21 protein-coding genes, 1 pseudogene and 1 riboswitch are annotated in these 22,033 nt (G+C 59.3%); of the genes and pseudogenes, 9 read left to right on the forward strand and 13 right to left on the reverse strand.

The window, feature by feature from the left end:
• Nucleotides 1-34: 34 nt before the first annotated feature.
• On the reverse strand, nt 35-835 hold the full coding sequence (gene thiD / locus HMPREF1144_RS21890; RefSeq protein WP_004852589.1) for a bifunctional hydroxymethylpyrimidine kinase/phosphomethylpyrimidine kinase: 801 nt from the start codon (nt 833-835) through the stop codon (nt 35-37).
• On the reverse strand, nt 832-1,605 hold the full coding sequence (gene thiM / locus HMPREF1144_RS21895; protein ID WP_004852591.1) for a hydroxyethylthiazole kinase: 774 nt from the start codon (nt 1,603-1,605) through the stop codon (nt 832-834). Before thiM ends, thiD begins: the two co-directional genes overlap by 4 nt.
• A gap of 34 nt (nt 1,606-1,639) precedes the next feature.
• Nucleotides 1,640-1,736: riboswitch (TPP riboswitch) on the reverse strand.
• Nucleotides 1,737-2,187: 451 nt separating this feature from the next.
• Here thiM and HMPREF1144_RS21905 point away from each other — a divergent pair.
• A pseudogene (locus HMPREF1144_RS21905) lies at nt 2,188-2,764 on the forward strand (alkyl sulfatase C-terminal domain-containing protein); the annotation flags it as partial.
• Nucleotides 2,765-2,879: 115 nt separating this feature from the next.
• Nucleotides 2,880-3,302: a universal stress protein gene (locus HMPREF1144_RS21910; RefSeq protein WP_009653955.1), complete on the forward strand. Its 423-nt coding sequence runs from the start codon at nt 2,880-2,882 to the stop codon at nt 3,300-3,302.
• A 55-nt stretch (nt 3,303-3,357) separates the two neighbouring features.
• Here HMPREF1144_RS21910 and HMPREF1144_RS21915 read toward each other — a convergent pair whose 3' ends face one another.
• Entirely contained in the window at nt 3,358-4,272 is a 915-nt protein-coding gene (locus HMPREF1144_RS21915; RefSeq protein WP_162933709.1) for a LysR family transcriptional regulator, read from the reverse strand.
• Nucleotides 4,273-4,392: 120 nt separating this feature from the next.
• On the opposite strand from HMPREF1144_RS21915, the gene HMPREF1144_RS21920 reads away from it, so the two are divergent.
• Together HMPREF1144_RS21920 and HMPREF1144_RS21925 are read left to right on the forward strand one after the other, a co-directional pair.
• Nucleotides 4,393-6,204 (forward strand): adenine deaminase, encoded by a 1,812-nt coding sequence (locus tag HMPREF1144_RS21920; RefSeq protein WP_009653984.1) that lies wholly within the window; start codon nt 4,393-4,395, stop codon nt 6,202-6,204.
• A gap of 2 nt (nt 6,205-6,206) precedes the next feature.
• Nucleotides 6,207-7,550: an NCS2 family permease gene (locus HMPREF1144_RS21925; RefSeq protein WP_004852602.1), complete on the forward strand. Its 1,344-nt coding sequence runs from the start codon at nt 6,207-6,209 to the stop codon at nt 7,548-7,550.
• 137 nt (nt 7,551-7,687) lie between these two features.
• On the opposite strand, the gene HMPREF1144_RS21930 is transcribed toward HMPREF1144_RS21925, so the two are convergent.
• Complete coding sequence (locus HMPREF1144_RS21930; RefSeq protein ID WP_004852604.1) at nt 7,688-8,608, reverse strand: LysR family transcriptional regulator; 921 nt, start codon at nt 8,606-8,608, stop codon at nt 7,688-7,690.
• 169 nt (nt 8,609-8,777) lie between these two features.
• Between HMPREF1144_RS21930 and HMPREF1144_RS21935 the strand changes: the two genes are divergently transcribed.
• Nucleotides 8,778-9,095 carry an RcnB family protein gene (locus tag HMPREF1144_RS21935; protein WP_004852605.1) on the forward strand — a complete coding sequence of 106 codons (318 nt, stop codon included), beginning with the start codon at nt 8,778-8,780 and terminating at the stop codon, nt 9,093-9,095.
• A gap of 54 nt (nt 9,096-9,149) precedes the next feature.
• Here the strand turns inward: HMPREF1144_RS21935 and HMPREF1144_RS21940 are convergent, their stop codons facing one another.
• The gene (locus tag HMPREF1144_RS21940; protein ID WP_004852607.1) at nt 9,150-9,479 is read right to left on the reverse strand and encodes a hypothetical protein; all 330 of its coding nucleotides are present in this window, start codon (nt 9,477-9,479) and stop codon (nt 9,150-9,152) included.
• A 348-nt stretch (nt 9,480-9,827) separates the two neighbouring features.
• Nucleotides 9,828-10,937 (reverse strand): iron-sulfur cluster carrier protein ApbC, encoded by a 1,110-nt coding sequence (gene apbC, locus HMPREF1144_RS21945; protein WP_004103811.1) that lies wholly within the window; start codon nt 10,935-10,937, stop codon nt 9,828-9,830.
• Nucleotides 10,938-11,088: 151 nt separating this feature from the next.
• On the opposite strand from apbC, the gene metG reads away from it, so the two are divergent.
• Together metG and HMPREF1144_RS21955 are read left to right on the forward strand one after the other, a co-directional pair.
• Nucleotides 11,089-13,122: a methionine--tRNA ligase gene (gene metG, locus HMPREF1144_RS21950; RefSeq protein ID WP_009653942.1), complete on the forward strand. Its 2,034-nt coding sequence runs from the start codon at nt 11,089-11,091 to the stop codon at nt 13,120-13,122.
• Between the two features lie 200 nt (nt 13,123-13,322).
• On the forward strand, nt 13,323-13,790 hold the full coding sequence (locus tag HMPREF1144_RS21955; protein ID WP_004852611.1) for a YehR family lipoprotein: 468 nt from the start codon (nt 13,323-13,325) through the stop codon (nt 13,788-13,790).
• A gap of 103 nt (nt 13,791-13,893) precedes the next feature.
• Here HMPREF1144_RS21955 and HMPREF1144_RS21960 read toward each other — a convergent pair whose 3' ends face one another.
• The 3 genes from HMPREF1144_RS21960 to HMPREF1144_RS21970 are packed head-to-tail and all read right to left on the reverse strand — an operon-like array spanning nt 13,894 to nt 16,816.
• Complete coding sequence (locus HMPREF1144_RS21960; RefSeq protein WP_004852612.1) at nt 13,894-14,361, reverse strand: DUF1456 family protein; 468 nt, start codon at nt 14,359-14,361, stop codon at nt 13,894-13,896.
• A 53-nt stretch (nt 14,362-14,414) separates the two neighbouring features.
• Nucleotides 14,415-15,134, reverse strand: a complete 720-nt coding sequence (gene btsR, locus HMPREF1144_RS21965) for a two-component system response regulator BtsR (RefSeq protein WP_004852613.1) — start codon at nt 15,132-15,134, stop codon at nt 14,415-14,417.
• Entirely contained in the window at nt 15,128-16,816 is a 1,689-nt protein-coding gene (locus tag HMPREF1144_RS21970; RefSeq protein WP_004852614.1) for a sensor histidine kinase, read from the reverse strand. Before HMPREF1144_RS21970 ends, btsR begins: the two co-directional genes overlap by 7 nt.
• A gap of 210 nt (nt 16,817-17,026) precedes the next feature.
• Here HMPREF1144_RS21970 and HMPREF1144_RS21975 point away from each other — a divergent pair, with 210 nt between their 5' ends.
• Both HMPREF1144_RS21975 and HMPREF1144_RS31890 read left to right on the forward strand, forming a co-directional pair.
• Nucleotides 17,027-17,785, forward strand: a complete 759-nt coding sequence (locus tag HMPREF1144_RS21975) for a MerR family transcriptional regulator (RefSeq protein ID WP_004852615.1) — start codon at nt 17,027-17,029, stop codon at nt 17,783-17,785.
• 281 nt (nt 17,786-18,066) lie between these two features.
• Entirely contained in the window at nt 18,067-18,180 is a 114-nt protein-coding gene (locus tag HMPREF1144_RS31890) for a protein YohO (protein ID WP_004103838.1), read from the forward strand.
• On the opposite strand, the gene HMPREF1144_RS21980 is transcribed toward HMPREF1144_RS31890, so the two are convergent.
• Genes HMPREF1144_RS21980 through HMPREF1144_RS21995 form a run of 4 tightly spaced genes read right to left on the reverse strand, consistent with a single transcriptional unit; the run spans nt 18,155 to nt 21,898 of the window.
• Nucleotides 18,155-18,892, reverse strand: coding sequence for an ABC transporter permease (locus HMPREF1144_RS21980; protein ID WP_009653951.1), 738 nt, complete (start codon nt 18,890-18,892; stop codon nt 18,155-18,157). The genes HMPREF1144_RS31890 and HMPREF1144_RS21980 overlap by 26 nt on opposite strands.
• Nucleotides 18,876-19,823 carry an ABC transporter ATP-binding protein gene (locus HMPREF1144_RS21985; RefSeq protein WP_009653994.1) on the reverse strand — a complete coding sequence of 316 codons (948 nt, stop codon included), beginning with the start codon at nt 19,821-19,823 and terminating at the stop codon, nt 18,876-18,878. The genes HMPREF1144_RS21980 and HMPREF1144_RS21985 overlap by 17 nt, the downstream gene beginning before the upstream one ends.
• A complete protein-coding gene (locus tag HMPREF1144_RS21990) occupies nt 19,816-20,973 on the reverse strand; it encodes an ABC transporter permease (protein WP_009654019.1) in 1,158 nt (385 codons plus the stop codon). Before HMPREF1144_RS21990 ends, HMPREF1144_RS21985 begins: the two co-directional genes overlap by 8 nt.
• 7 nt (nt 20,974-20,980) lie before the next feature.
• Entirely contained in the window at nt 20,981-21,898 is a 918-nt protein-coding gene (locus tag HMPREF1144_RS21995) for an ABC transporter substrate-binding protein (protein WP_009653986.1), read from the reverse strand.
• Nucleotides 21,899-22,033 lie beyond the last annotated feature (135 nt).

The raw sequence follows: 22,033 nt of genomic DNA on the forward strand, positions 1-22,033 counted from the left end.
TTCAGCATAGTCTGCTGACACGTTGTCTTGCCGTTTACCACCAGGCGTGGAAATGGTGGACCGGACCGATGCCGTGCCCCACTTCCAGCGAATCCGCCTGCGCCAGCGCCGCCGACAGCCAGCCCTTGGCTTCCGCCACGGTTCGCCCCCAATCCTCGTAACGCGGACGCAGGGCCGCCAGCGCCGCCGATAGCGTACAGCCGGTACCGTGGGTGTTTTTGGTCTGGACTCTCGGCGCGGTAAAGCGCTGTTCCCCGTCGCGGGTAAAGAGCCAGTCCGGGCTTTCCGCATCATCGAGATGGCCGCCTTTCATTAATACCGCTCCGCAGCCCATGCCCAGCAGCGCTCTGCCCTGCTCCAGCATCTCCTGTTCCGTTCTGGCATGCGGCGCATCCAGCAGCGCCGCCGCTTCCGGCAGGTTCGGGGTAATCAGCGAGACCTGCGGCAGCAGGCGCTGGCGCAGCGTCTCCACCGCCGACGCTGAGAGCAGCGGATCGCCGCTTTTCGCCAGCATGACGGTATCGAGCACCACATTTTTAATCTGATAACGCGCCAGCCGTTCCGCCACCGCCTCGACGATATCGGTTTCCGCCAGCATCCCGATTTTGGTGGTATCGATGCGCACATCGCTGAAAACCGAATCGAGCTGCGCGGCGACAAAATCAGGCTCTATCCGGTACACCGACTGGACGCCGCGGGTGTTTTGCGCCACCAGCGCGGTGATGACCGAGCAGCCGTAAGCGCCCAGCGCCGAGAAGGTTTTGAGATCCGCCTGGATCCCCGCGCCGCCGCTCGGGTCGGTGCCGGCGATGGTTAGCGCATTAATTCGTTTCACAGATCGCCTCCCGCATAGAGCGCATCGAGGAAGGCGGGAGTAAAGCTGCCGGGGCCGCCCTGCAGCGCCGCTTTCCCCCCCGCGAGCTTCATCAGACCGCAGGCCGCGGCCACGTTTTCCAGACGATCGCCGGGCATCGCCGCAGCGGCGGCAACCACCGCCGATAGCGCGCAGCCGGTGCCGACTACCCGGGTCATCAGCGGATCGCCGCCGGTGACCGCGCGCGTGCGCTGGCCGTCGGTCACGTAATCGACCTCGCCGGTTACCGCGACAACGGTATTCAGCTGGCGGGCCAGCGCCTGGGCCGCGGGCAGCGCTGCGGCGGCGGTATCGGTGGTATCGACGCCGCGCCCGCCGCCGCTCATTCCGGCCAGGGCCATAATTTCCGACGCATTACCGCGAACGGCGGCAGGCTGCAGCGCCAGCAGCTCCCGGCAAAATTCTGTCCGTAAGGTCAGCGCGCCGACCGCCACCGGGTCCAGCGCCCACGGTTTACCCGCCTGCTGCGCGCTGCGCGCCGCCGCACGCATCGCCGCCGCGCGTTCGACGGTCAGCGTACCGACATTAATCAGCAGCGCATCGGCAATAGCGGCAAACTGGCTGGCTTCGTCCGGGTCGATAACCATCGCCGGGGATGCGCCAATCGCTAACAGGACGTTGGCGGTAAAGGTCTGCACCACGTCGTTGGTCATGCAGTGAACAAGAGGAGAATGGCGGTGAAAAAGGTGCCGCAGATGGGCAATATGCGCGGGGTTCAGCAGGTCAGACATCGTTTGCTCCCGCCAGGCGATGAAGAAGCGACGACCCTGCGGTCTCTGACTTCCCTACGCTGGCATTATCCAGATCAGGTGGTACGGGTTTTTCTCAGCCTTCACAAGGAAGGGCACCCCGAGTCATTGAGAGATAAAAACGTTCTCAGCGGGCAGGTTACGGTAAGTCGCGGGACAACGCAAGCCGGCCCGGCGTAGGCATCCAAGCGCAAGGCAATTCAAAATTAACAATAAGCATTCAAATAATTAACAAAACAAACACTTTTGCAGATACGTGTTTATAGTTTAGGAGGCGTTACAGGATGTAACCCGACGTCATATCGAAATTAACGAGTGAATCAGCGTAACCCCATGAGGATTCCGATGAAATTAACACCAATTATGAAAAGTCTGGCTCTGGCAGGAATTATCTCGACTCTCCCTGTGACCAGCTGGGCCGAAACGTCGCCGAAAGAAGCCGCTGCGGCGACCAAACAGGCAAACGATGCGCTGTATAAACAGCTCCCCTTCTCCGACAACACCGACTTTACCAACGCGCATAAAGGTTTTATTGCCGCGCTTCCTACGGAAGTGATTAAAGGTGAGCAGGGCAACGTTATCTGGGGTAGCTCAGGTAGTGAGTAAAATTGTCTTCGTCGATCCCGGTAATCTGGAGGCGCGCAATCTGGAAGCCGACGCCCTGGAGCAGCTGGGCTATCAGGCGGAATCAGGACCGTGGCGTAATTTCTACCTGACCGGCGCGCAGGAGCTACGCAACGGCGTCGTGAAAGGCCCAACGCCGAATACCGCCAGCCCGGATACCGTGCGGGCCATGACCCCGGAAATGTTTTTCGACTATCTTGCGGTCCATATCAACGGCGAAAAAGCCGGAACCGCCAAAGCGGTGTTCAATATCGACCTTGGCAACGATGGCGGTAAATATAAGCTAGAGCTGGAAAACGGCGTGCTTAACCACACCGCCGATGCCGAAGCCAAAGACGCCGACGCTACCATCGCGCTGGATCGCGCCACCCTGAACAAAATCATTCTGAAAGAGGAAACGCTAAAACAGGCGGAGGATAAGGGTGAAGTCAAAGTGACCGGCGACGGCGCGAAGCTGGATGAGATGCTGGGCTATATGGATAAATTTGAGTTCTGGTTCAATATCGTGACGCCGTAAATAAGCTCCCGCGGCGGCCAGCTGCGGGACTTACCCCGTCCGGAGTTTCATTTGCTTTCCCCTCGCCGCAGGCACAAAATTATCAACAGGTATCACCCTGCGTCGAGGTATCGTTATGTCCGTTTATCACAATGCTCTGGTGCTGATCAACAGCAGCCTTGACGGCGTTCCGCTGCTGGCGCACGCCGCGAAAATGGCGGAAGAAAACGCTATGCGTATTACCATCGCCCATATCAGCACCGACTACCGGTCGCTTAATTATGTCTCCGACAGCCTGCTGGATGATGACGTTTCCCGGGAGGTGATTCAGGCCAAAGCGCTGCTCAATGAACTGGCCACCACGGTCGCCCTACCGGTGCAGACGCTATCGCTAGTGACCACGCGTCGTTTTGCCGATGTCGAAGCGTGCGTGCGGCAGCGGAATATTGATTTGATCATTGCCGGTCACCACAACCGGCTGCTGGGCGTTCTCGCTTCACACTCCCTGGAGTACATTAATCATCTCACCGTCGACGTGCTGATTAAGCATCTTCCCTGACAGCCTCTCCCGCAGGCGGCGCGCTGCGTTCGTCGGGCTCCCCTCCCCGCGCCGGTCAGCGCAGCGAACTTAGCAATAATGCGAAACATTCCTCAATCAGCGGCGGCAAGGGCTGCGGCCCGCGCATCAGCGCCACGGTTCGCGTCAGCGCGGGCTGCTGAAGCTGCGCCACCTTTAACGCCGGATCCTGAAGGTGGGTAGTATAAAGCTCAGGCAGAATCGCCACCGCCAGCCGGGAACGCACCAGGCCGTAAAGCGTTTCAATATAGTCAACCTGATAACGCGTATTCAGCGTGAGGCGATGGCTCTCCGCCAGCGCGCCGACCAGACGTTGAATATTGCCCTTTGAGAACACCGCGATATCGCGCCCCGCGAGCAGCTTCCACGGCAGATGCGGCTGCCCGGCCAGCGGATCGTTGCAGTGCAGCACCGCCACAAACGGATCGTCGCGCAGAGGATAAACCTGCAGCTCAGGCGGTAACGAACTGTCTATTGCGCCAACGGCAAAATCTATCTTTCCCGACTGCAGCTCGCAAAACAGGGCGTCGTTGGTCTGATCGTGAAACTCCACCCTCAGGCGCGGAAACGCCTGAGCCAGCGTTTGCGGCAGCAGCGGAAACAGCAGCGAGCTCACCGAGGGCACCAGCCCGATACGCACCGTACCATCGCCGCCGGCCTCGACTATCTGCTGCATATCCTGAAACGCCAGCTGCGCCACGCTCAGCACCCGCCGGGCGTGGGGCAAAATCGCCGCCCCCAGATCGGTTAAGGTCACCGCCGAGGCGGTGCGGTTGACCAGCTTGCCGCCGAGCACCGTCTCGATTTGCCGCAGCGCGCTGCTTAGCGCCGGCTGGCTGATAGCCAGCCGGTTAGCGGTGTCGGTAAAGTGGCGTAGCTGGGCCAGGGTCACAAAATACTGGATCTGCTTAAGGGAGAGCGCGGGCAGACGCTGCCAGGGTTCAGTCATCATGTTTTCATCAATGGTGAGCATGCAGAATAACCCGAGGTTATCGGGCGATAAATTTATTCATCTGGGCAAACGTTTGCTCTGCCCCTAGAGTATCCCCATTATCCTTGTGCCGGAGTTGTTATGTCCAGCAGTGCTGAAACCCGCCGCCGCGCCGTGCAGGCCGCACGCGGCGAATGCCCGTTCGATCTCTTATTAACCGACGCGCAGATCGTCGACATGGCCACCGGAGAGATCCGCGAGGCCGACGTCGGGATCGTCGGCGAAACCATCGCCAGCGTGCACCCGCGCGGCAGCCGCTCCGATGCCCACGAACGCCGCTCGCTGGCGGGATATTTCCTGTCGCCGGGGCTGATGGATACGCACGTCCACCTTGAAAGCTCCCACCTGCCGCCTGAACGCTATGCCGAAATCGTGCTGGCTCAGGGCACCACGGCGGTATTCTGGGACCCGCACGAGCTGGCCAACGTGCTGGGCGTCGAAGGCGTGCGCTACGCCGTCGCCGCCAGCCGCCATCTGCCGCTGCAGGTGATGGTCGCGGCGCCTTCCAGCGTGCCGTCGACGCCGGGACTGGAGATGTCCGGCGCCGATTTCGCCGGCGCGGAGATGGAAACCATGCTGGCCTGGCCGGAAGTTTGCGGCGTCGCCGAAGTGATGGACATGCACGGCGTGCTGCACGGCAGCGAGAGGATGCAGGAGATTATCCAGGCCGGTCTCAACAGCGGCAAGCTGATCGAAGGCCACGCCCGCGGTTTGCGCGGCGCGGATCTGCAGGCCTACCTTGCCGCCGGGGTCACCTCCGATCATGAGCTCACCTCGGCGGACGATGCGCTGGAAAAACTGCGCGCCGGGCTGACTATCGAAATTCGCGGCTCGCACCCTTACCTGCTGCCGGATATCGTTAACGCGCTAAAAACGCTGCCGCATCTCTCCTCGCAAATCACCGTCTGCACCGACGATGTGCCGCCGGATATGCTGCTGGAAAAAGGCGGCATTATCGCCCTGCTCAACCTGCTGATTGAGCACGGACTGCCGGCCACCGACGTCCTGCGCTTCGCCACCTTAAACGCGGCGATCCGTCTGCAGCGTAACGATCTGGGGCTGATTGCCGCCGGACGCCGCGCCGATCTGGTGGTTTTTGATTCATTAGAAAAGTTCGACGCGCGGGAGGTGTACGTCGCCGGGAAGCTGATTGCCCGCGAGGGCGCCCTGCTTGAGTCGATTCCGCCGGCGGCGGGTATTACCCCGCCGCGCGATACCCTGCAGATGCCGCCGCTCAGCCCTGACGATTTTATCCTCCGCGTCGGCGCGATTCGCCACGGCGTCGCCCGCCTGCGGCATATTCGCGGCGCGCGCTTTACCCAATGGGGAGAGGTTGAGGTGCAGGTCCGCGATGGCCGGGTGCAAATCCCGGACGGGTTTAGCCTGATTTGGGTTAAGCACCGCCACGGTCGTCACCAGGCGACGCCGCAAATTGCGCTGCTGGAAGGCTGGGGCGAGCTGCGCGGCGCCATCGCCACCAGCTACTCCCACGACTCCCACAACTTGGTGGTGCTCGGCCGCGATGCCGACGAGATGGCGCTGGCGGCAAACCGCCTGATCGCCTCCGGCGGCGGTATGGCGCTATCTCAGCAGGGAAAAATCCTTGCCCACGTGGCGATGCCGATTGCCGGAATGCTTTCCGACTTGCCCGCCCCGGAGCTGGCCAGACAGTTCCGCCAGCTTCGCGACCTGAGCGCGGAGGTCGCCGACTGGGAGCCGCCCTATCGCGTATTTAAGGCTATCGAAGGCACCTGCCTTGCCTGTAACGCCGGGCCGCATTTGACCGATTTAGGTTTGACCGACGGCAGCACCCGCCAGATCGTCGAACCGCTGATAGACTGCCGGGAAATCCCGGAACACACAGAACACAACAATAATCATCAGGGAGCCTGAGCATGGCCGACAATACCCTTCATTCATCCACGCAAGGAAGCTGGCTGGAGCGCCGTTTTGCCTTGTATTCCCGCGGCAGCACGCTGCGCACCGAATGCCTCGCGGGCATCACCGGCTTTCTCGCCGCCGCCTACCTGCTGGTGGTGATCCCCGGCCTGCTGGCGGTTGGCGGGATGGATAAAGGCGCGGCAACCACCGGCACGATTCTGGTGTTCGTCGGCGGCACGCTGCTGATGGCGTTTTATGCCAACCTGCCGTTTATCGTCGGGCCGGGCATCGGCGGCTCGGTGCTGGTCGGCGTCACGCTGGCGGGCAGCGAAGGCATTGGCTGGCAGGTTGGTCTTGGGATCGCCTGCTGGTCGGGGATTCTGTTTTTCCTGCTAACCAGGTTCGGCCTGCGTGAAGTGGTGACCCGTTCGGTGCCGCAGTCGATCAAGCTCGGCCTGACGGCCTCCATTGGGCTGTTTGTCGCGGTGCTGGGTTTCCGTAACGCCGGGCTGGTGCTGGCTAACGCCAAAACCAACGCCCTGATGCTCGGCGATTTTCTCTCACCGGGGGCGTTGGTGGCGCTCTGCGGGCTGTTTCTGGCCATTGCCCTGCAGGCGAGAAAAATCCCCGGCTCAATTCTGTGGGCGATTCTCTTTGCCACCCTGGTCGGCATTCCGATGGGCGTCACCAGACTCCCGGGCAGCTTTATCGATATGCCGCATTCGCTGACGCCGGTGCTGGGGCAAATCGATATGCTGGGCGCGCTGAATATCGCCTTCCTGCCGTTCCTGTTCGTCTTTTTCGCCTCAGAGTTCTTTTCCACGATGGGCACCACGCTGGCGGTAGGCGGCGAAGCGGGCCTGCTGGATGAGGAAGGCAATATGCCGCATATCAATCGCCCGTTTATGGTTGACTCGATCGCCGCGGCCGTTGGTCCCTGGCTGGGCATTCCGGCGGCGACCGCGCTGATTGAATCCTCGGCGGCAGCGGAAGCCGGCGGCAAAACCGGGCTGACCGCGCTGTCGGCGGCGGTGATGTTCCTCCTGATGCTGCTGTTTACCCCGGTGGCGCTGATGATCCCGAAAGAGGCGACCGCGCCTGCGCTGATCCTCATTGGCCTGAACATGTTCAGCGGCCTGCGCAAAGTGGACCTGGCAAACTTCACCGACGGCCTGCCGGTGCTGATGATGGTGATGATTACGCTGATTGCCAATAGCTTCGGGACCGGGATTGCCGGCGGGCTGCTGTTTTATGTGGTGATTAAAACGATTGCCGGCAAGTGGCGGGAAATTCCCATCGGGCTGTGGATCCTTGCGATTCCGCTGGTCTACTACTTTGCCACGCTGGTGAAGCATTAAGCTTCGCACCGATCGTTCTCCCGGAGGCGGCGCTGGCGCGCCTGTCCGGGCTACCAATCCGTAGCCCGGCTAAGCGCAGCGCGAGCCGGGAACAAGCCACGCCGATTTATCACCCCAGTACCATTCCCGAGTCGGCGCTAGCGGCCCGCAGAGGGCGCGCGGGAATGAACCGCTTCGCACGCCTCTTTCACCGCCTCATACAGCAGCCGTACCGCAGGCGAAAGCTGCTTGCGGTGCGGGCAAATCATATTCAGCGGCACCACGTCGCCCTGATACTCCGGCAACAGCACCTGGAGCCGCCCTTCACGGATATCATCCCCGACGTCGAGTTCAGATTTGAACGCGATCCCCTCCCCGGCAACCGCCAGGCGGCGAATCACCTCCGCATCATCGCTCACGATAGTGCCGGCAACCTGCACGTAATGGACCTTCCCGTCCAGGCTCAGCGGCCAGCGATCGAACGCCCTGCCGCGCAGCACGTAGGTCAGCGCATTGTGCCGGGCCAAATCTTCCAGCGTCTTCGGTTCACCGTGTTCGGCTATCCAGCCGGGCGAGGCCACCAGCATCCGGCGGTTCTCCGGCGCGACGGGCAGGGAAATAAACGAGGCATCGTCGTTATCACCATAGCGAAACGCCACGTCCACCGGATCTTTAAATACGTCGGTCCGATGATCGGAAAACAGTATCCGCAGGCGCAGCGCGGGATGGTGCTGGCGAAAAGCGCGAAACACGCGCAGAAGCAAGTTGCGCCCCAGGTCGGACGGCACGGCAATTTGTAACGTACCGCGTACTTCGTCATCCGGCGTGCTGATTTTTTGCAGCCCCGCGTGCAGCGTATCAAGCATCTGCGTGGCATAGGGTAGCCAGGTTTCGCCTTCCGGCGTCAGGCGTAAACTCCGCGTCGAACGGGCAAAAAGACGGATATTCAGCGTCGTTTCCAGACGCTTGATCGCCGCGCTCACCTGCGCGGGCTGCAGCCCGGCCTCTCGCGCCGCATCGCTGAAGCTGCTTAACGCCGCAGCGCGGACAAACAATGCCAGATCTTCCAGCCGGAACATACACACTCCTCAACCCGGATTATTCTCAAAACAGGCGCGCGCCGATGAAAAACGGCGCTGCATCACCGTTTGCTTACACTTTTAACCAAACCAACGCTTGCCAATCCCTTGACGTATCAGGAATCATACGAGGCTGCGATTTTGTGTCCAGGATAATAATGGGGAAATTATGCGTAAAACAAAAATGATGCTTCTGGGCGTACTGTTGGCCTGCGCCAGCGGCGCGTGGGCGGCGACCGGCGAAGGTATACAGAAATATGAGCTGGATGGGGTCACCGCGGACTTCAAACAATTTCACATCGGCGATACCGTACCGCCGCTGTACCTCACGCCAGAATACAACATCAAGCAGTGGCAGCAGCGCAATTTGCCTGCGCCGGATGCCGGGACCCGCTGGACCTATATGGGCGGAAGCTACGTGCTGATTACCGAAACCGAGGGGAAAATCCTCAAAATTTATGATGGCGAGATTTTCTACCATCGCTAAAAGCTGAACGCCAGCGCGCTCTCCCTGCCGCTGGCGTTTTTTTGTGGCAAAGCGCTATTCGTTAAAGCGGTTCTGCTTTTGCATAAATTCCTCGACGGCAATATATGAAGCAACCTGCTCATAGAGCATTAAAATACTTAATATCAGATCGCCGCCGCTACGCAGTAAATCATCCGGGGCCGTACGACTCTTGTCATCCGATAAAAAAACAATCTGTTCAAAAATATCACTGTACTCACCATAAGCGCCAATCGGAATCTCAGCTATCGGGAGATGCTCCTGGCAATAACGCAACGCGTCTGCTGCTTTCTCCGGCAGCGAGCGCGTATGCATAAAAATAACCAGTAGTTCTCGTAACTTAACGATTAGAGCAATATTATTCATCATGCACTCCGGAAATGTGTACGGCTATAATTTCCTTCCATCGTTTTTATATACGTATTACTGATAACATCAACACTTCGCCAAATAAAAAGCCAAATTAAATCTCATCACGGCGAATTAAAATCGTTACTTCTTTGCTATTAAAGCTCGCACAACCGCCAGAGGAAAACAATGTTAGCAATATGTTTTATTGATTAATCTCAATATCGCTAAATGTGAATAAAAATAAATAATATTTAACAGCAATATTATTCGCGCGGTGATTATCTCCCCGGTAGAAAACCGGGGACGGAAAAAATAAAAAACCGCACGGCGAAAAGCGCCGGGCGGCTCAGGATAGTGAGGAGATTAGACCGCGCGGAAGGCTATCTCGCCGGGAATGACTTCCCCCTGCCAGTACAGCTGCGCCGCGACGCGGTCGGCCAGCTGGCGGTAGGTCTCGGTAAACTCGCTTTCCGGACGCGCAACCACCGTCGGCGTCCCTTTGTCGAGGTCTTCACGCAGGGTGATATGCAGCGGCAGCTGGCCCAGCAGCTGGGTATGATATTTCTCCGCCAGCTTCTGCGCGCCGCCGGTACCGAAAATCGGCTCGTGGTGTCCGCAGTTGCTGCAGATATGCATGCTCATGTTTTCCACGATACCCAGCACCGGGACCTCGACTTTTTCAAACATCACGATGCCTTTTTTGGCGTCGATCAGGGCAATATCCTGCGGCGTGGTGACGACGACCGCGCCGGTGACCGGAATGTTTTGCGCCAGCGTCAGCTGAATATCACCGGTGCCCGGCGGCATATCCAGTACCAGATAATCGAGATCCGGCCACAGCGTTTCCTGCAGCATCTGCATCAGCGCCTTGCTGGCCATCGGGCCGCGCCACACCATGGCGTTGTCGTCGGTCACCAGATAACCGATGGAGTTGGTAGCGAGACCGAATTTCATAATCGGCGCCATATGGGTGCCGTCCGGCGAAGTCGGACGCTGATCTTCCGCGCCGAGCATGGTCGGAATCGACGGCCCGTAAATATCGGCATCCAGAATGCCGACTTTCGCCCCTTCCGCCGCCAGCGCCAGCGCGAGGTTGACCGCCGTCGACGATTTACCCACCCCGCCCTTGCCGGAGCTGATGGCGATAATGTTTTTCACGCCGTTGATGCCCGGCTGATTTTTTACCCGCTGAAGCGTGGCGATGCTGTGCGTCAGCTTCCAGTCAATGGCTTTGGCGCCGGTAATGCGCAGCAGCTCGGCGCTGCACTGCTCCTTCAGCGCTTCAAACGCGCTGTTCCAGACGAACGGCATCTGAATTTCAATGTGCACGGTCTCGTCCAGCCAGGCGACGTGATGCAGCGCCTTCAGCGTAGTGAGGTTATGTTTCAGGGTTGGGTGCTGGAAATTAGCCAGGGTCCCGGCGACCATCGCGCGCAGACGCTCGGGGGATTTGGCCTGGGATTGCGAACTCATCCCGACTCCTTTGTTATTGTGAGTTGAATCTTGTGCGTTAAGTTTACCTTAAAGGGAATAATTCCCCCACCATAAGCTTTGGGCTTACCAAATTATTGCCTTTGCGGTAACATCAAAACCCCTTTTTACAATAGAAGATGTAATGCCCACTATGACTCAAGTCGCGAAGAAAATTCTGGTAACGTGCGCGCTGCCGTACGCAAACGGCTCAATCCACCTCGGCCACATGCTGGAGCACATCCAGGCTGATGTCTGGGTCCGTTACCAGCGAATGCGCGGCCACGAAGTCAACTTCATCTGCGCCGACGACGCCCACGGCACCCCGATCATGCTGAAAGCGCAGCAGCTCGGAATTACTCCGGAGCAGATGATTGGCGAAATGAGTCAGGAGCATCAGACCGATTTTGCTGGCTTCGACATCAGCTACGACAACTACCACTCCACGCACAGCGATGAAAACCGCGAGCTGTCGGAGCTTATCTACACGCGCCTGAAAGAGAACGGTTTTATCAAAAACCGCACCATCTCTCAGCTTTACGATCCGGAAAAAGGCATGTTCCTGCCGGACCGCTTTGTGAAAGGCACCTGTCCGAAGTGTAAATCACCGGATCAGTACGGCGATAACTGCGAAGTGTGCGGCGCGACCTACAGCCCGACCGAGCTTATCGAACCGAAATCGGTGGTATCCGGCGCGACGCCGGTGATGCGCGAGTCTGAGCACTTCTTCTTCGACCTGCCGTCGTTCAGCGAAATGCTGCAGGCGTGGACCCGCAGCGGCGCGCTGCAGGAGCAGGTGGCGAATAAAATGCAGGAGTGGTTCGAGTCCGGCCTGCAGCAGTGGGATATCTCCCGCGATGCCCCGTACTTCGGCTTCGAAATCCCGAACGCGCCGGGTAAATACTTCTACGTCTGGCTGGATGCGCCGATCGGCTACATGGGCTCCTTTAAGAACCTGTGCGACAAGCGCGGCGACGCCACCAGCTTCGACGAGTACTGGAAGAAAGACTCTACCGCCGAGCTGTACCACTTTATCGGCAAAGACATCGTTTACTTCCACAGCCTGTTCTGGCCGGCGATGCTGGAAGGCAGCGGCTTCCGCAAACCGACCAACCTGTTCGTTCACGGCTACGTGACGGTCAACGGCGCCAAGATGTCCAAGTCGCGCGGTACCTTTATTAAGGCCAGCACCTGGCTGAATCATTTTGACGCCGACAGCCTGCGCTACTACTACACCGCCAAGCTCTCGTCGCGTATCGATGATATCGACCTGAACCTGGAAGACTTCGTGCAGCGCGTCAACGCCGATATCGTCAACAAGGTGGTTAACCTTGCCTCGCGTAACGCCGGTTTCATCAACAAGCGTTTCGACGGCATGCTGTCCGCCGAGCTGGCCGATCCTCAGCTGTATAAAACCTTCACCGATGCGGCAGCAAGCATTGGCGATGCGTGGGACAGCCGCGAGTTCGGGAAAGCCATCCGCGAAATCATGGCGCTGGCCGACGTGGCAAACCGCTACGTTGACGAGCAGGCGCCGTGGGTGGTCGCCAAACAGGAAGGCCGCGACGCCGATCTGCAGGCCATCTGCACCATGGGCCTGAATATGTTCCGCGTGCTGATGACCTGGCTGAAGCCGGTTCTGCCGCAGCTGGCTGCCCGCGCCGAAGCGTTCCTCAACGGCGAACTGAGCTGGGATGCTATCCAGCAGCCGCTGCTTGGTCACAAGGTTAACGCCTTTAAAGCGCTGTATAACCGCATCGAAATGAAGCAGGTTGAGGCGCTGGTCGAGGCGTCGAAAGAAGAAGTGAAAGCGCTGTCAGCGCCGGTCACCGGCCCGCTGGCGGACGATCCGATTCAGGAAACTATCACCTTTGACGATTTCGCCAAAGTGGATATGCGCATCGCGCTGATTGAAAACGCCGAGTTCGTCGACGGTTCCGATAAGCTGCTGCGCCTGACGCTGGATCTCGGCGGCGAGAAGCGTAACGTCTTCTCCGGCATCCGCTCCGCCTACCCGGATCCGCAGGTGCTGATTGGCCGCCTGACGGTGATGGTCGCTAACCTGGCGCCGCGCAAAATGCGCTTCGGCATCTCTGAAGGCATGGTGATGGCCGCAGGTCCTGGCGGAAAAGATATCTTCCTGCTCAGCCCGGACAGCGGGGCTCAGCCGGGCCAGCAGGTCAAGTAAGGCTGTATAAAGCGCTGCTCCGGCAGCGCTTTTTTTTTAGAGCGCCAGGATATTGTCGACGATATCGTCCGCCGGATGCTGGCGCAGAAAGAAGAAAACGCTGGCATAAGCGCGAAACGGCCACTTCCGAGGATACGCCCGGCACCATCGCCCAATTCTGTATACAATTAGAGATGATGATTGATTAACAAGGAATGATAATGAAATTTAACCGCAGGATGACCGCCGCTCTGGGCGCCACGCTATTGATGGCCGCGCTTGTCGGCTGCGATAACAACAAAGATGAGGTCAAAACGTTTAACAATACGATCAACGGCGTTGATCTGACCTACACCTATCACTACAAAGGCGATGTCGTCACCCGCCAGGACGCGGAGAATACTATCCCCTATCAATCGCTCGGGGTAAGTAACGAAGAGCAGGCGCGCAAGGTCATCGACCCTATCGGCGCGGCCTACAGCAAAATCAAAGGCGTTACCCACAGCGTCGACTATAAAGAGAACGTCGCGCAGGAACACCTCTCCATCGACTTTAATCAGGCTAAAATCAGCGAGCTGTGTCACTTGCCGGGGGCCAGTTTTTCCGACTGTTCACAAAAGTTCATTTCGCTGAGCGAATCGGAGAAGTTGCTGAAATCGCAGGGTTTTAAAGAAGTGAAACAGCCCTGACTGGTGCGGAGTACTCCCGGCTTGCACTGCGCTGCGCCGGGCTACGGAGCCGTGTATTCAGTAGCCCGGCTCAGGCGTTTACGCCGCAAGCCGGGGGGGCATATCAGGATTTCGCGTGTTCGCGCTCGGTCAGTCCGCGCAGAAAGTAGCGCAGGAACTGGTCGCCGCATTCGCGGAAATTTTTATGATCCGGGGCGCGCATCATGGCGGTGATTTCCGGCATGGAGACGCGGAATTTCTGCTGGGTGAGGATAGCGAGAATATCATCCGTCTTCAGGGAGAAGGCAATGCGCAGCTTTTTCAGCACGATGTTATTATTCACCCGGCGTTCGACCGCCAGCGGAGGCGCGGACGCATCTTTACCGCGTTTGTCGTAAATCAGGCCGTTGAGGAAATTTGACAGCACGATATCCGGGCAGCGCACAAACCCCTCTTCGTCTTCTTTTTTCAGCCAGGGAACCAGCTGTTCCGCGCTGACCGGCGCATCCGCCAGGGCAAAAATACGAACCAGGCCGCTGTTATTGGTTTTCAGGGTGTAGCGCAGGCTACGGAGAATATCGTTACTGATCATATTGCCTTCATGATGAAAAAATCTGCCGCTAAGTCTATCACGATTCCGCCGTTTTACAGCCCAATCGCCTCTTTCAGGCTCTTCAGGTAGCGGCGGCTGACCGGCACCGTTTGCCCGGCGCGCATCAGCAGCTCCGCCTGGCCGTTCTCCTCAAAGCGGATCTCCTTAAGATGGGACATGTTGACCAGGTACTGACGATGGCAGCGCAGCAGCGGCGTTCGGCTCTCGAGCGTGCGCAGGGTGAGCTCGGTAAAGCCCTCCTTCCCTTCGCGGTCGGTCACGTAAATCCCGCTCATCCGGCTGCTGACAAAGGCCACATCTTCCATCTGCAGCAGCCAGATCCGGCTGTGTCCGGTGCAGGGAATATACTTTAGCGCCTGCTGGGTATCGTCGAGCACGGTCATATCCTGCAGGCTGCGCTCCTGGCGCAGGCGAAAGAGCGTTTTTTCCAGCCGGGCGGACTCAATCGGCTTCAGTAAATAATCAAACGCGTGCTCTTCAAAGGCCTTCACCGCGTACTCGTCAAACGCGGTAAGGAAGACGATATAGGGCCGATGCTGCGGATCGAGCATGCCGACCATCTCCAGACCGCTGATGCGCGGCATCTGGATATCCAGAAACAGCACGTCCGGGCGCAGCTTATGTACCGCGCCAATCGCCTCGACGGCATTCCCGCATTCGCCAACGATCTCAATATCAGGCTGGGTCTCCAGCAAAATACGCAGGTTTTCACGCGCCAGCGGCTCGTCGTCGACAATTAATACTTTTAACATGCGCTTTCCTCCAGAGGCAGTCTCAGCGTGACGCGGGTAAAACATTCCGGCTCGCAGGTTACGGTGATCCCGCAGTCGGTGCCAAAGCGCGCCCGCAGTCTGCGGTCGACCAGGTTCATACCCAGCCCGCTGGCGCTGGGTTTGTCCTGATACAGCCCGGCATTATCTTCAATATCCAGCTGCAGCCAGCGCTCTTGCTGACTGGCGCGGATGGTGATTTCGCCCACCCCAAGGTGCTGCGAAGTCCCGTGTTTAATCGCGTTTTCGACGATTGGCTGCAGGGTAAACGCCGGTAGCTGATGCTGCCCCAGCGCCTCGGGCACCAGCATATGAATCTGCAAATTGGTCTGAAAACGCGCTTTCTCAATCTGCAAATAGGCGTTCACATGTTCAATCTCATCGGCCAGGGTCACGATCTCCGCTGGCCGCTTCAGATTTTTGCGGAAAAAGGTCGACAGGTACTGCACCAGCTGCCCGGCCTGGTCGCTATCGCGGCGAATCACCGCTTTTAGCGTATTCAGCGCGTTGAACAAGAAGTGCGGATTCACCTGGGCGTGCAGCAGCTTGATTTCCGACTGCGTCAGCAGCGCCTTTTGCCGCTCATACTGTCCGGCCAGGATCTGCGCCGACAGCAGCTGCGCAATTCCCTCCCCCAGCGTGCGGTTGATGGAGCTAAACAGGCGGTTTTTCGCTTCATAGAGTTTAATGGTACCGATGACCCGCTGATTTTCGCCGCGCAGCGGGATAACCAGCGTCGAGCCCAGCTTGCAGTTCGGATGAATCGAGCAGCGGTAAGGCACCTCGTTGCCGTCGGCGTAAACGACTTCGCCGGTATCGATCGCCTTTTGGGTATAGAGCGAAGAGATGGGTTTGCCCGGGAGGTGGTGATCGTCGCCGATCCCGGTGAACGCCAGCAGCTTGTCGCGATCGGTTATCGCCACCGCGCCGATATCCAGCTCCTGGATCAGCACCTGCGCGACCTTCATGCTGTTCTCTTCGTTGAACCCCTGGCGCAGGATCCCCTCCGTCGAAGCGGCGACTTTCAGCGCCGTAGCCGAGAAGGCCGAGGTATATTTTTCAAACATCGCTCGCTTATCCAGCAGGATGCGCATAAATAGCGCCGCCCCGACGGTGTTGGTGACCATCATGGGCGCGGCGATGCTTTGTACCAGATGCAGGGCATCTTCGAACGGGCGAGCGATAAGCAGAATAATCAGCATCTGCACCATCTCGGCGAAAAAGGTGATCGCGCCGGCGGTGAGCGGGCTGAAGACTTTGTCCGGCCGCCCGCGTTTGACCAGAATACTGTGTACCAGCCCGCCGAGTAGCCCTTCTACGATGGTGGATACCATACAGCTCAGCGCGGTCATGCCGCCCAGAGAGTAGCGGTGAAGCCCGCCGGTCAGCCCCACCAGGCCACCAACCACCGGCCCGCCCAGCAGGCCCCCCATCACCGCGCCGATGGCGCGCGTATTGGCGATCGAGTCTTCGATATGCAGCCCGAAGTAGGTACCGAGGATGCAGAAAATGGAGAAGGTCACGTAGCACAGGAGCTTATGCGGCAGCCGGACGGTGACCTGCATTAACGGGATGAACAGCCGCGTTTTGCTCATCAGCCACGCAATGACCAAAAACACGCACATCTGCTGAAGCAGCAGCAACACCAGATCAAACTCGTACATACCCGCAGACCACACTTCATTTGAAAGCGCGTAACATACACTGCTTGCTTATAACTTTCTTTGAAGCAATACATGAAAATGATAATTCATGTTCAGGATCACATTTCTTCGCATCTCGCCGGTCTAAATCTGTACAAAAAACAGACAAAAATTCCCGCTTCGGCAAACAGCTTCTACAGTTAATGGAGGAGAACACTGCGGGAGGAGAAAATGGCGCTTTATACAATCGGCGAAGTTGCCCAGCTTTGCGATATCAATCCCGTGACGTTACGCGCCTGGCAGCGGCGCTACGGATTACTGAAACCCCAGCGTACCGACGGCGGCCACCGCCTGTTCAATGAATATGAGATAGACCGGATTCGCGAAATTAAACGCTGGATTGACTCCGGCGTGCAGGTCGGGAAAGTGAAAACGCTGCTGATGGATAATGAGCAGGAGATGGCCGACGGCTGGCGCAAGCAGCAGGAAATTTTGCTCGGTTATCTGCAAAACGGTAGCTATCATCGCCTGCGTATGTGGCTTAAGGAGCGCAACCACAGCGAGTCAGCGCAAATTCTGGTGAAGCACCTGATTAATCCATTACGCCAGCGCCTGCTTAGCCCGCAGCCCACCCTGCTGGCGCTGCGGGGCATCCTTGATGGTATTCTGATTAATCATATCGCCCGCACTCTTTCATCCACGGCAAAATATCCCGGCAGCCATGCGCTGGTTATCGGCTGGAATGTGAACGATATCACCCGGCTATGGCTGGAGGGCTGGATAGCCAGCGAACAGGGCTGGCGGGTGGACATTCTCGCCCATTCGCTGAACCAGCTCCGACCGGAGCTTTTCCCGGAGAGTACGCTGATGGTCTGGTGTGGAGAAGCGCCCTGTAGCGCCCAGGTCAATCAAATGCGCCTCTGGGAGCAGCAGGGGCAGATTATCTGGCTGAATCACGCCTCCGAGACGTCTCCCGGAGGCGGCGCCTGACGCGCCTGCCCGGGCTAAGGGTTACCGGCAATCTGTGGCCCGGTAGTCCGGCTAAGCGCAGCACAAGCCGGGAAGAAGCCCCAGCAATGTCACGTCGCAGCACATTCCCCGGGTTGCGGCGTAAACGCCTTACCCAGGCTACCGGCCCGCAGACGGTGATGAACCGTAGCCCGGCTAAGCGCAGCGCAAGCCGGGGGGTTGTCGTAGCTAAAAAGCAATTAATGTTTTATTAACACCTGCGCTTCACCGTATAATCCCTGCGTTAACATCAGGAGCCTATTATGAAGCCAGCGAAAATTGCGGTGATTACCCTGTTCTTATTTATGGCCATCAGCGGCATCGGCGGCGTGATGCTGGCCGGTTATTCATTTATTGTTCGCGGTGGTGTCGGCTGATTCGCCGGTTTAGCCGTTCAAACCCCCGGTCGACGATAATCGCCGCCAGCGCCACCAGCAGTGCCCCCTGAATCACATAAGCGGTATTAAATCCGCTGAGGCCGATAACAATCGGCGTGCCGAGCGTATTCGCGCCGACGGTTGAAGCAATGGTCGCCGTACCGATATTGACGATCGTCGAGGTACGAATTCCGGCCAGCATCACCGGCGCCGCCAGCGGCAGCTCAACTTTTATCAGCCTCTGCCAGCCGGTCATCCCCATTCCCTGAGCGATAGCTAACACACCGGACGGTACCGTCCCAATCCCGGCCAGCGTGCCCTGTAAAACCGGTAAGATGCCGTACAGCACCAGCGCAATAAGCGCGGGCTGCCAGCCAAACCCCATCACCGGAACCGCAATCGCCAGCACCGCGACCGGCGGAAACGTCTGCCCCATTGCGGCAATCGTCTCCACCAGCGGGCGAAACTCATGCCCCGCCGGACGGGTGACAGCAATCCCGGCGACGACGCCCACCACCGTAGCCGCGAGGCTGGAGAGCGCCACCAGCCAAAAGTGCGCCAGGGTAAGAGAAACAAAACTCTCCTGCTGATAAACCGGACGCGGCAGTTCGGGAAACAGCGCGCTGAACAGCGGCGCGCTGTAGGGCAACGCCAGCAGCAGCGCGATAAACATGGCGCTGAGCCACAGTAGCGGATCACGCAGCACCTTCACGCCGGGCCTCCTCGCGCAGCAGGTCGGCAAAATGCAGCGTCCCGCAGGCCTCTCCCTGCTCATCGACCACCGGCAGCACCTCGCGGCGATGAGCAACGAACTGCGACAGCGCCTCGCGCAGGGTCATCGTCACGTTTAACGCGTCCCCCGCCAGGCGCTCATCGCGGCGCAGATAATCACTCACGCCGCGTAGCGACAGCAGGCGCACGCCCAGTTCGCTACGGCCAAAGAACGTCTCCACAAACGCATTTTTTGGCTCCAGCAGCATCTGCAGCGGCTCGCCCTGCTGTACCACTCCGCCGCCGTCCATCAGCACCAGATGGTCCGCCAGCCGCAGCGCCTCATCGATATCGTGAGTCACCAGCACAATCGTGCGTCCCAGCAGGCGATGAATGCGGATCATCTCCTGCTGCAAGGCTTCGCGCGTCACCGGATCGAGCGCGCCGAAGGGTTCATCCATCAGCAGCACTTCCGGGTTGGCGGCCAGCGCGCGCGCCACGCCGACGCGCTGCTGCTGGCCGCCGGAAAGCTGATGCGGGTAGCGTTCCCGCAAGCCCGGCTCCAGCCCCAGCAAGGCCATCAGCTCATCGACCCGCGCCTCGATCTTCTGCCGCGACCACTTTTGCAGCTGCGGGACGGTGGCAATGTTCTGCGCCACCGTCCAGTGGGGGAACAGGCCGATGGACTGGATGGCGTAGCCCATCCTGCGGCGCAGTTCGAGCACCGGCTGCTGGCGAATATCCTGCCCGGCGAAACGGATCGTCCCGCTGTCGTGCTCCACCAGACGATTAATCATCTTCAGCGTGGTCGACTTCCCCGAGCCGGAGGTGCCAATCAGCACCGAAAATGCCCCCTCCCGCAGATGCAGATTGAGGTTTTTCACCGCGGGCTCTCCGGCAAAGGCTTTATTGACGCCCTCGAACTCAATCACCGGCCTCTCCTTTCAGTAATGCGCCCCACAGCGCGAATAACGCATCCACCACCACCGCCAGCGCGATGGTCGGGATAACCCCCAGCAGCACCAGATCCAGCGCGCTGCTGAGCAGCCCCTGGAAAACCAGCGCGCCGAAGCCGCCCGCGCCAATCAGGGCCGCCACCACCGCCATGCCCACGGTTTGTACGCTGACCACCCGCAGGCTGCGCAACAACACCGGCAACGCCAGCGGTAGCTGTACCTGACGAAAGCGCTGCCCGCCGCTCATCCCCATCGCCGTCGCGCTCTCCAGCGCTTCGCGCGGCACCTGCTGAAGGCCGATCGTCACCCCGCGCACCAGCGGCAATAGCGCATACAACACCAGCGCAATCAGCGCCGGCGTGATGCCGGTGCCGGAAACACCGAGCTGCGCCAGCGACGGAAACTGGCGCGCCAGCCCGGCCAGCGGCGCGATAAGCAGGCCAAAAAGCGCGACGGAGGGAACGGTCTGAATCACGTTGAGAGCGGCAAAAACCGGCGATTGCCAGCGGGGATAGCGCCAGAGCCAGACGCCAACGGGCAAGCCAATCAGCAGCCCCGGCAGCAGGGTCCCCAACAGTAGCGTCACATGCTGGGACAGCGCATCGTCAAACACCTCGCGGCGATTGAAATACTCTTTCAGCAAAGAGAGGCCATCGAGCGCGCCGAGCCCCAGCAGCAGGGCGGGCAGCAGCCAGACCTGCGCGTTCAGCAGCCAGCGCCACAGGGCTCGGGACGTCAGGCGACGAACCGCATCGCTGGCGATAAGCAGGCACAGGGCCAGCGCCAGCCACAGGCCGCTTCCCGGCGAGGTGCGGGCCAGCGGAGAACCGCTCTGAGCCAGCTGTACCGCCGCACTGCCGGCCCCCCACAGCAGTAAAGGCAGCAGCAGATCCGCCAGCAGGAAGATAACCAGCAGCGGGAGACGCCCGGGACGCCAGCTCAGCAGCGCTATCAGCAGCCCTGCCGCCCCCTGTACGCCCGCCAGCCAGGGCCAGACCTGCCATAGCCAGCGCCCCTCGCCGGATAAAAGGCGGTTAGGCGCATAGTTGATAAACGGCAGCGGCATCGCCAGCAGCAGGAGGAATGCCAGCAGCAGCGCAACCCGGTTACCGCAACGAGTGGTCACGCGCGCCCTACTTCAGCAGCCCTTTCTGTTGCAGATAGTCGGCGGCGACTTTCTTTGCATCCAGGCCCTCAACCGCAATACTGGCGTTCAGCTTTTGCAGCGTCTTTTCATCCAGGCTGGCGAAGACCGGCTGTAGCCAGTCGGCCATCTGCGGATACGCTTTTAACACCGCTTCACGTACGACCGGCGTGGGCGCATAAATCGGCTGCACGCCCTTCGGGTCGCTCAGGGTTTGCAGACCCAGCGCGGCGACCGGGCCATCGGTACCGTAGGCCATCGCCGCATTCACGCCGGAGGTTTGCTGCGCCGCCGCTTTGATGGTGACCGCCGTATCGCCCCCCGCCAGCGACAGCAGCTGATTTTGCTTGAGCGTGAAGTTGTAGGCTTTTTCAAACGCCGGCAGCGCGTCCGGCCGTTCAATAAATTCCGCCGAGGCGGCCAGCTTAAAGTCACCGCCCTTTTTCAGATAGCCGGCAAGGTCGCTTAATGAGGCGAGGTGGTTTTTCTCCGCCAGATCCTGACGGACGGCGATAGTCCAGGTGTTGTTGGCCGGAGCCGGGGTAAGCCAGATGAGCTTATTCTTTTCCGCATCCAGCTTTTTAACTTTTTCATATCCCTGCTGCGCGTTTTTCCACGCCGGGTCGTTCTCCTCTTTGAAGAAGAACGCGCCGTTGCCGGTATATTCCGGGTAAATGTCCAGCTCACCGGCGGTTATCGCCCCGCGCACCACCGGGGTGGTGCCGAGCTGGATTTTATTGACGGTTTTCACCCCGTGGCTTTCCAGAACCTGCAAAATAATATTGCCGAGCAGCGCCCCTTCGGTGTCAATTTTTGAGCCGACCTTAACCGGCTCCGCCGCCTGCAGCGGCAGGCTTATCAGGGCCGCCAGCGCCAGCGTGCCGGACCACATACTTGCCTTAATCATCCTCGCGTCCCTCTTTAATTTGCGCTCCATTAACAGGAGCTTAAGCAAAAAGCGTAGTTCATTTGGGGCGGAGCGGAAAAAGAAAAGGCCGATAAATCGGCCTTTGGGGTAAGGTATGCGTGTTCCCGGGTGGCG

The organism is Klebsiella sp. OBRC7, assembly GCF_000293135.1.
Taxonomy (GTDB): domain Bacteria; phylum Pseudomonadota; class Gammaproteobacteria; order Enterobacterales; family Enterobacteriaceae; genus Klebsiella; species Klebsiella michiganensis.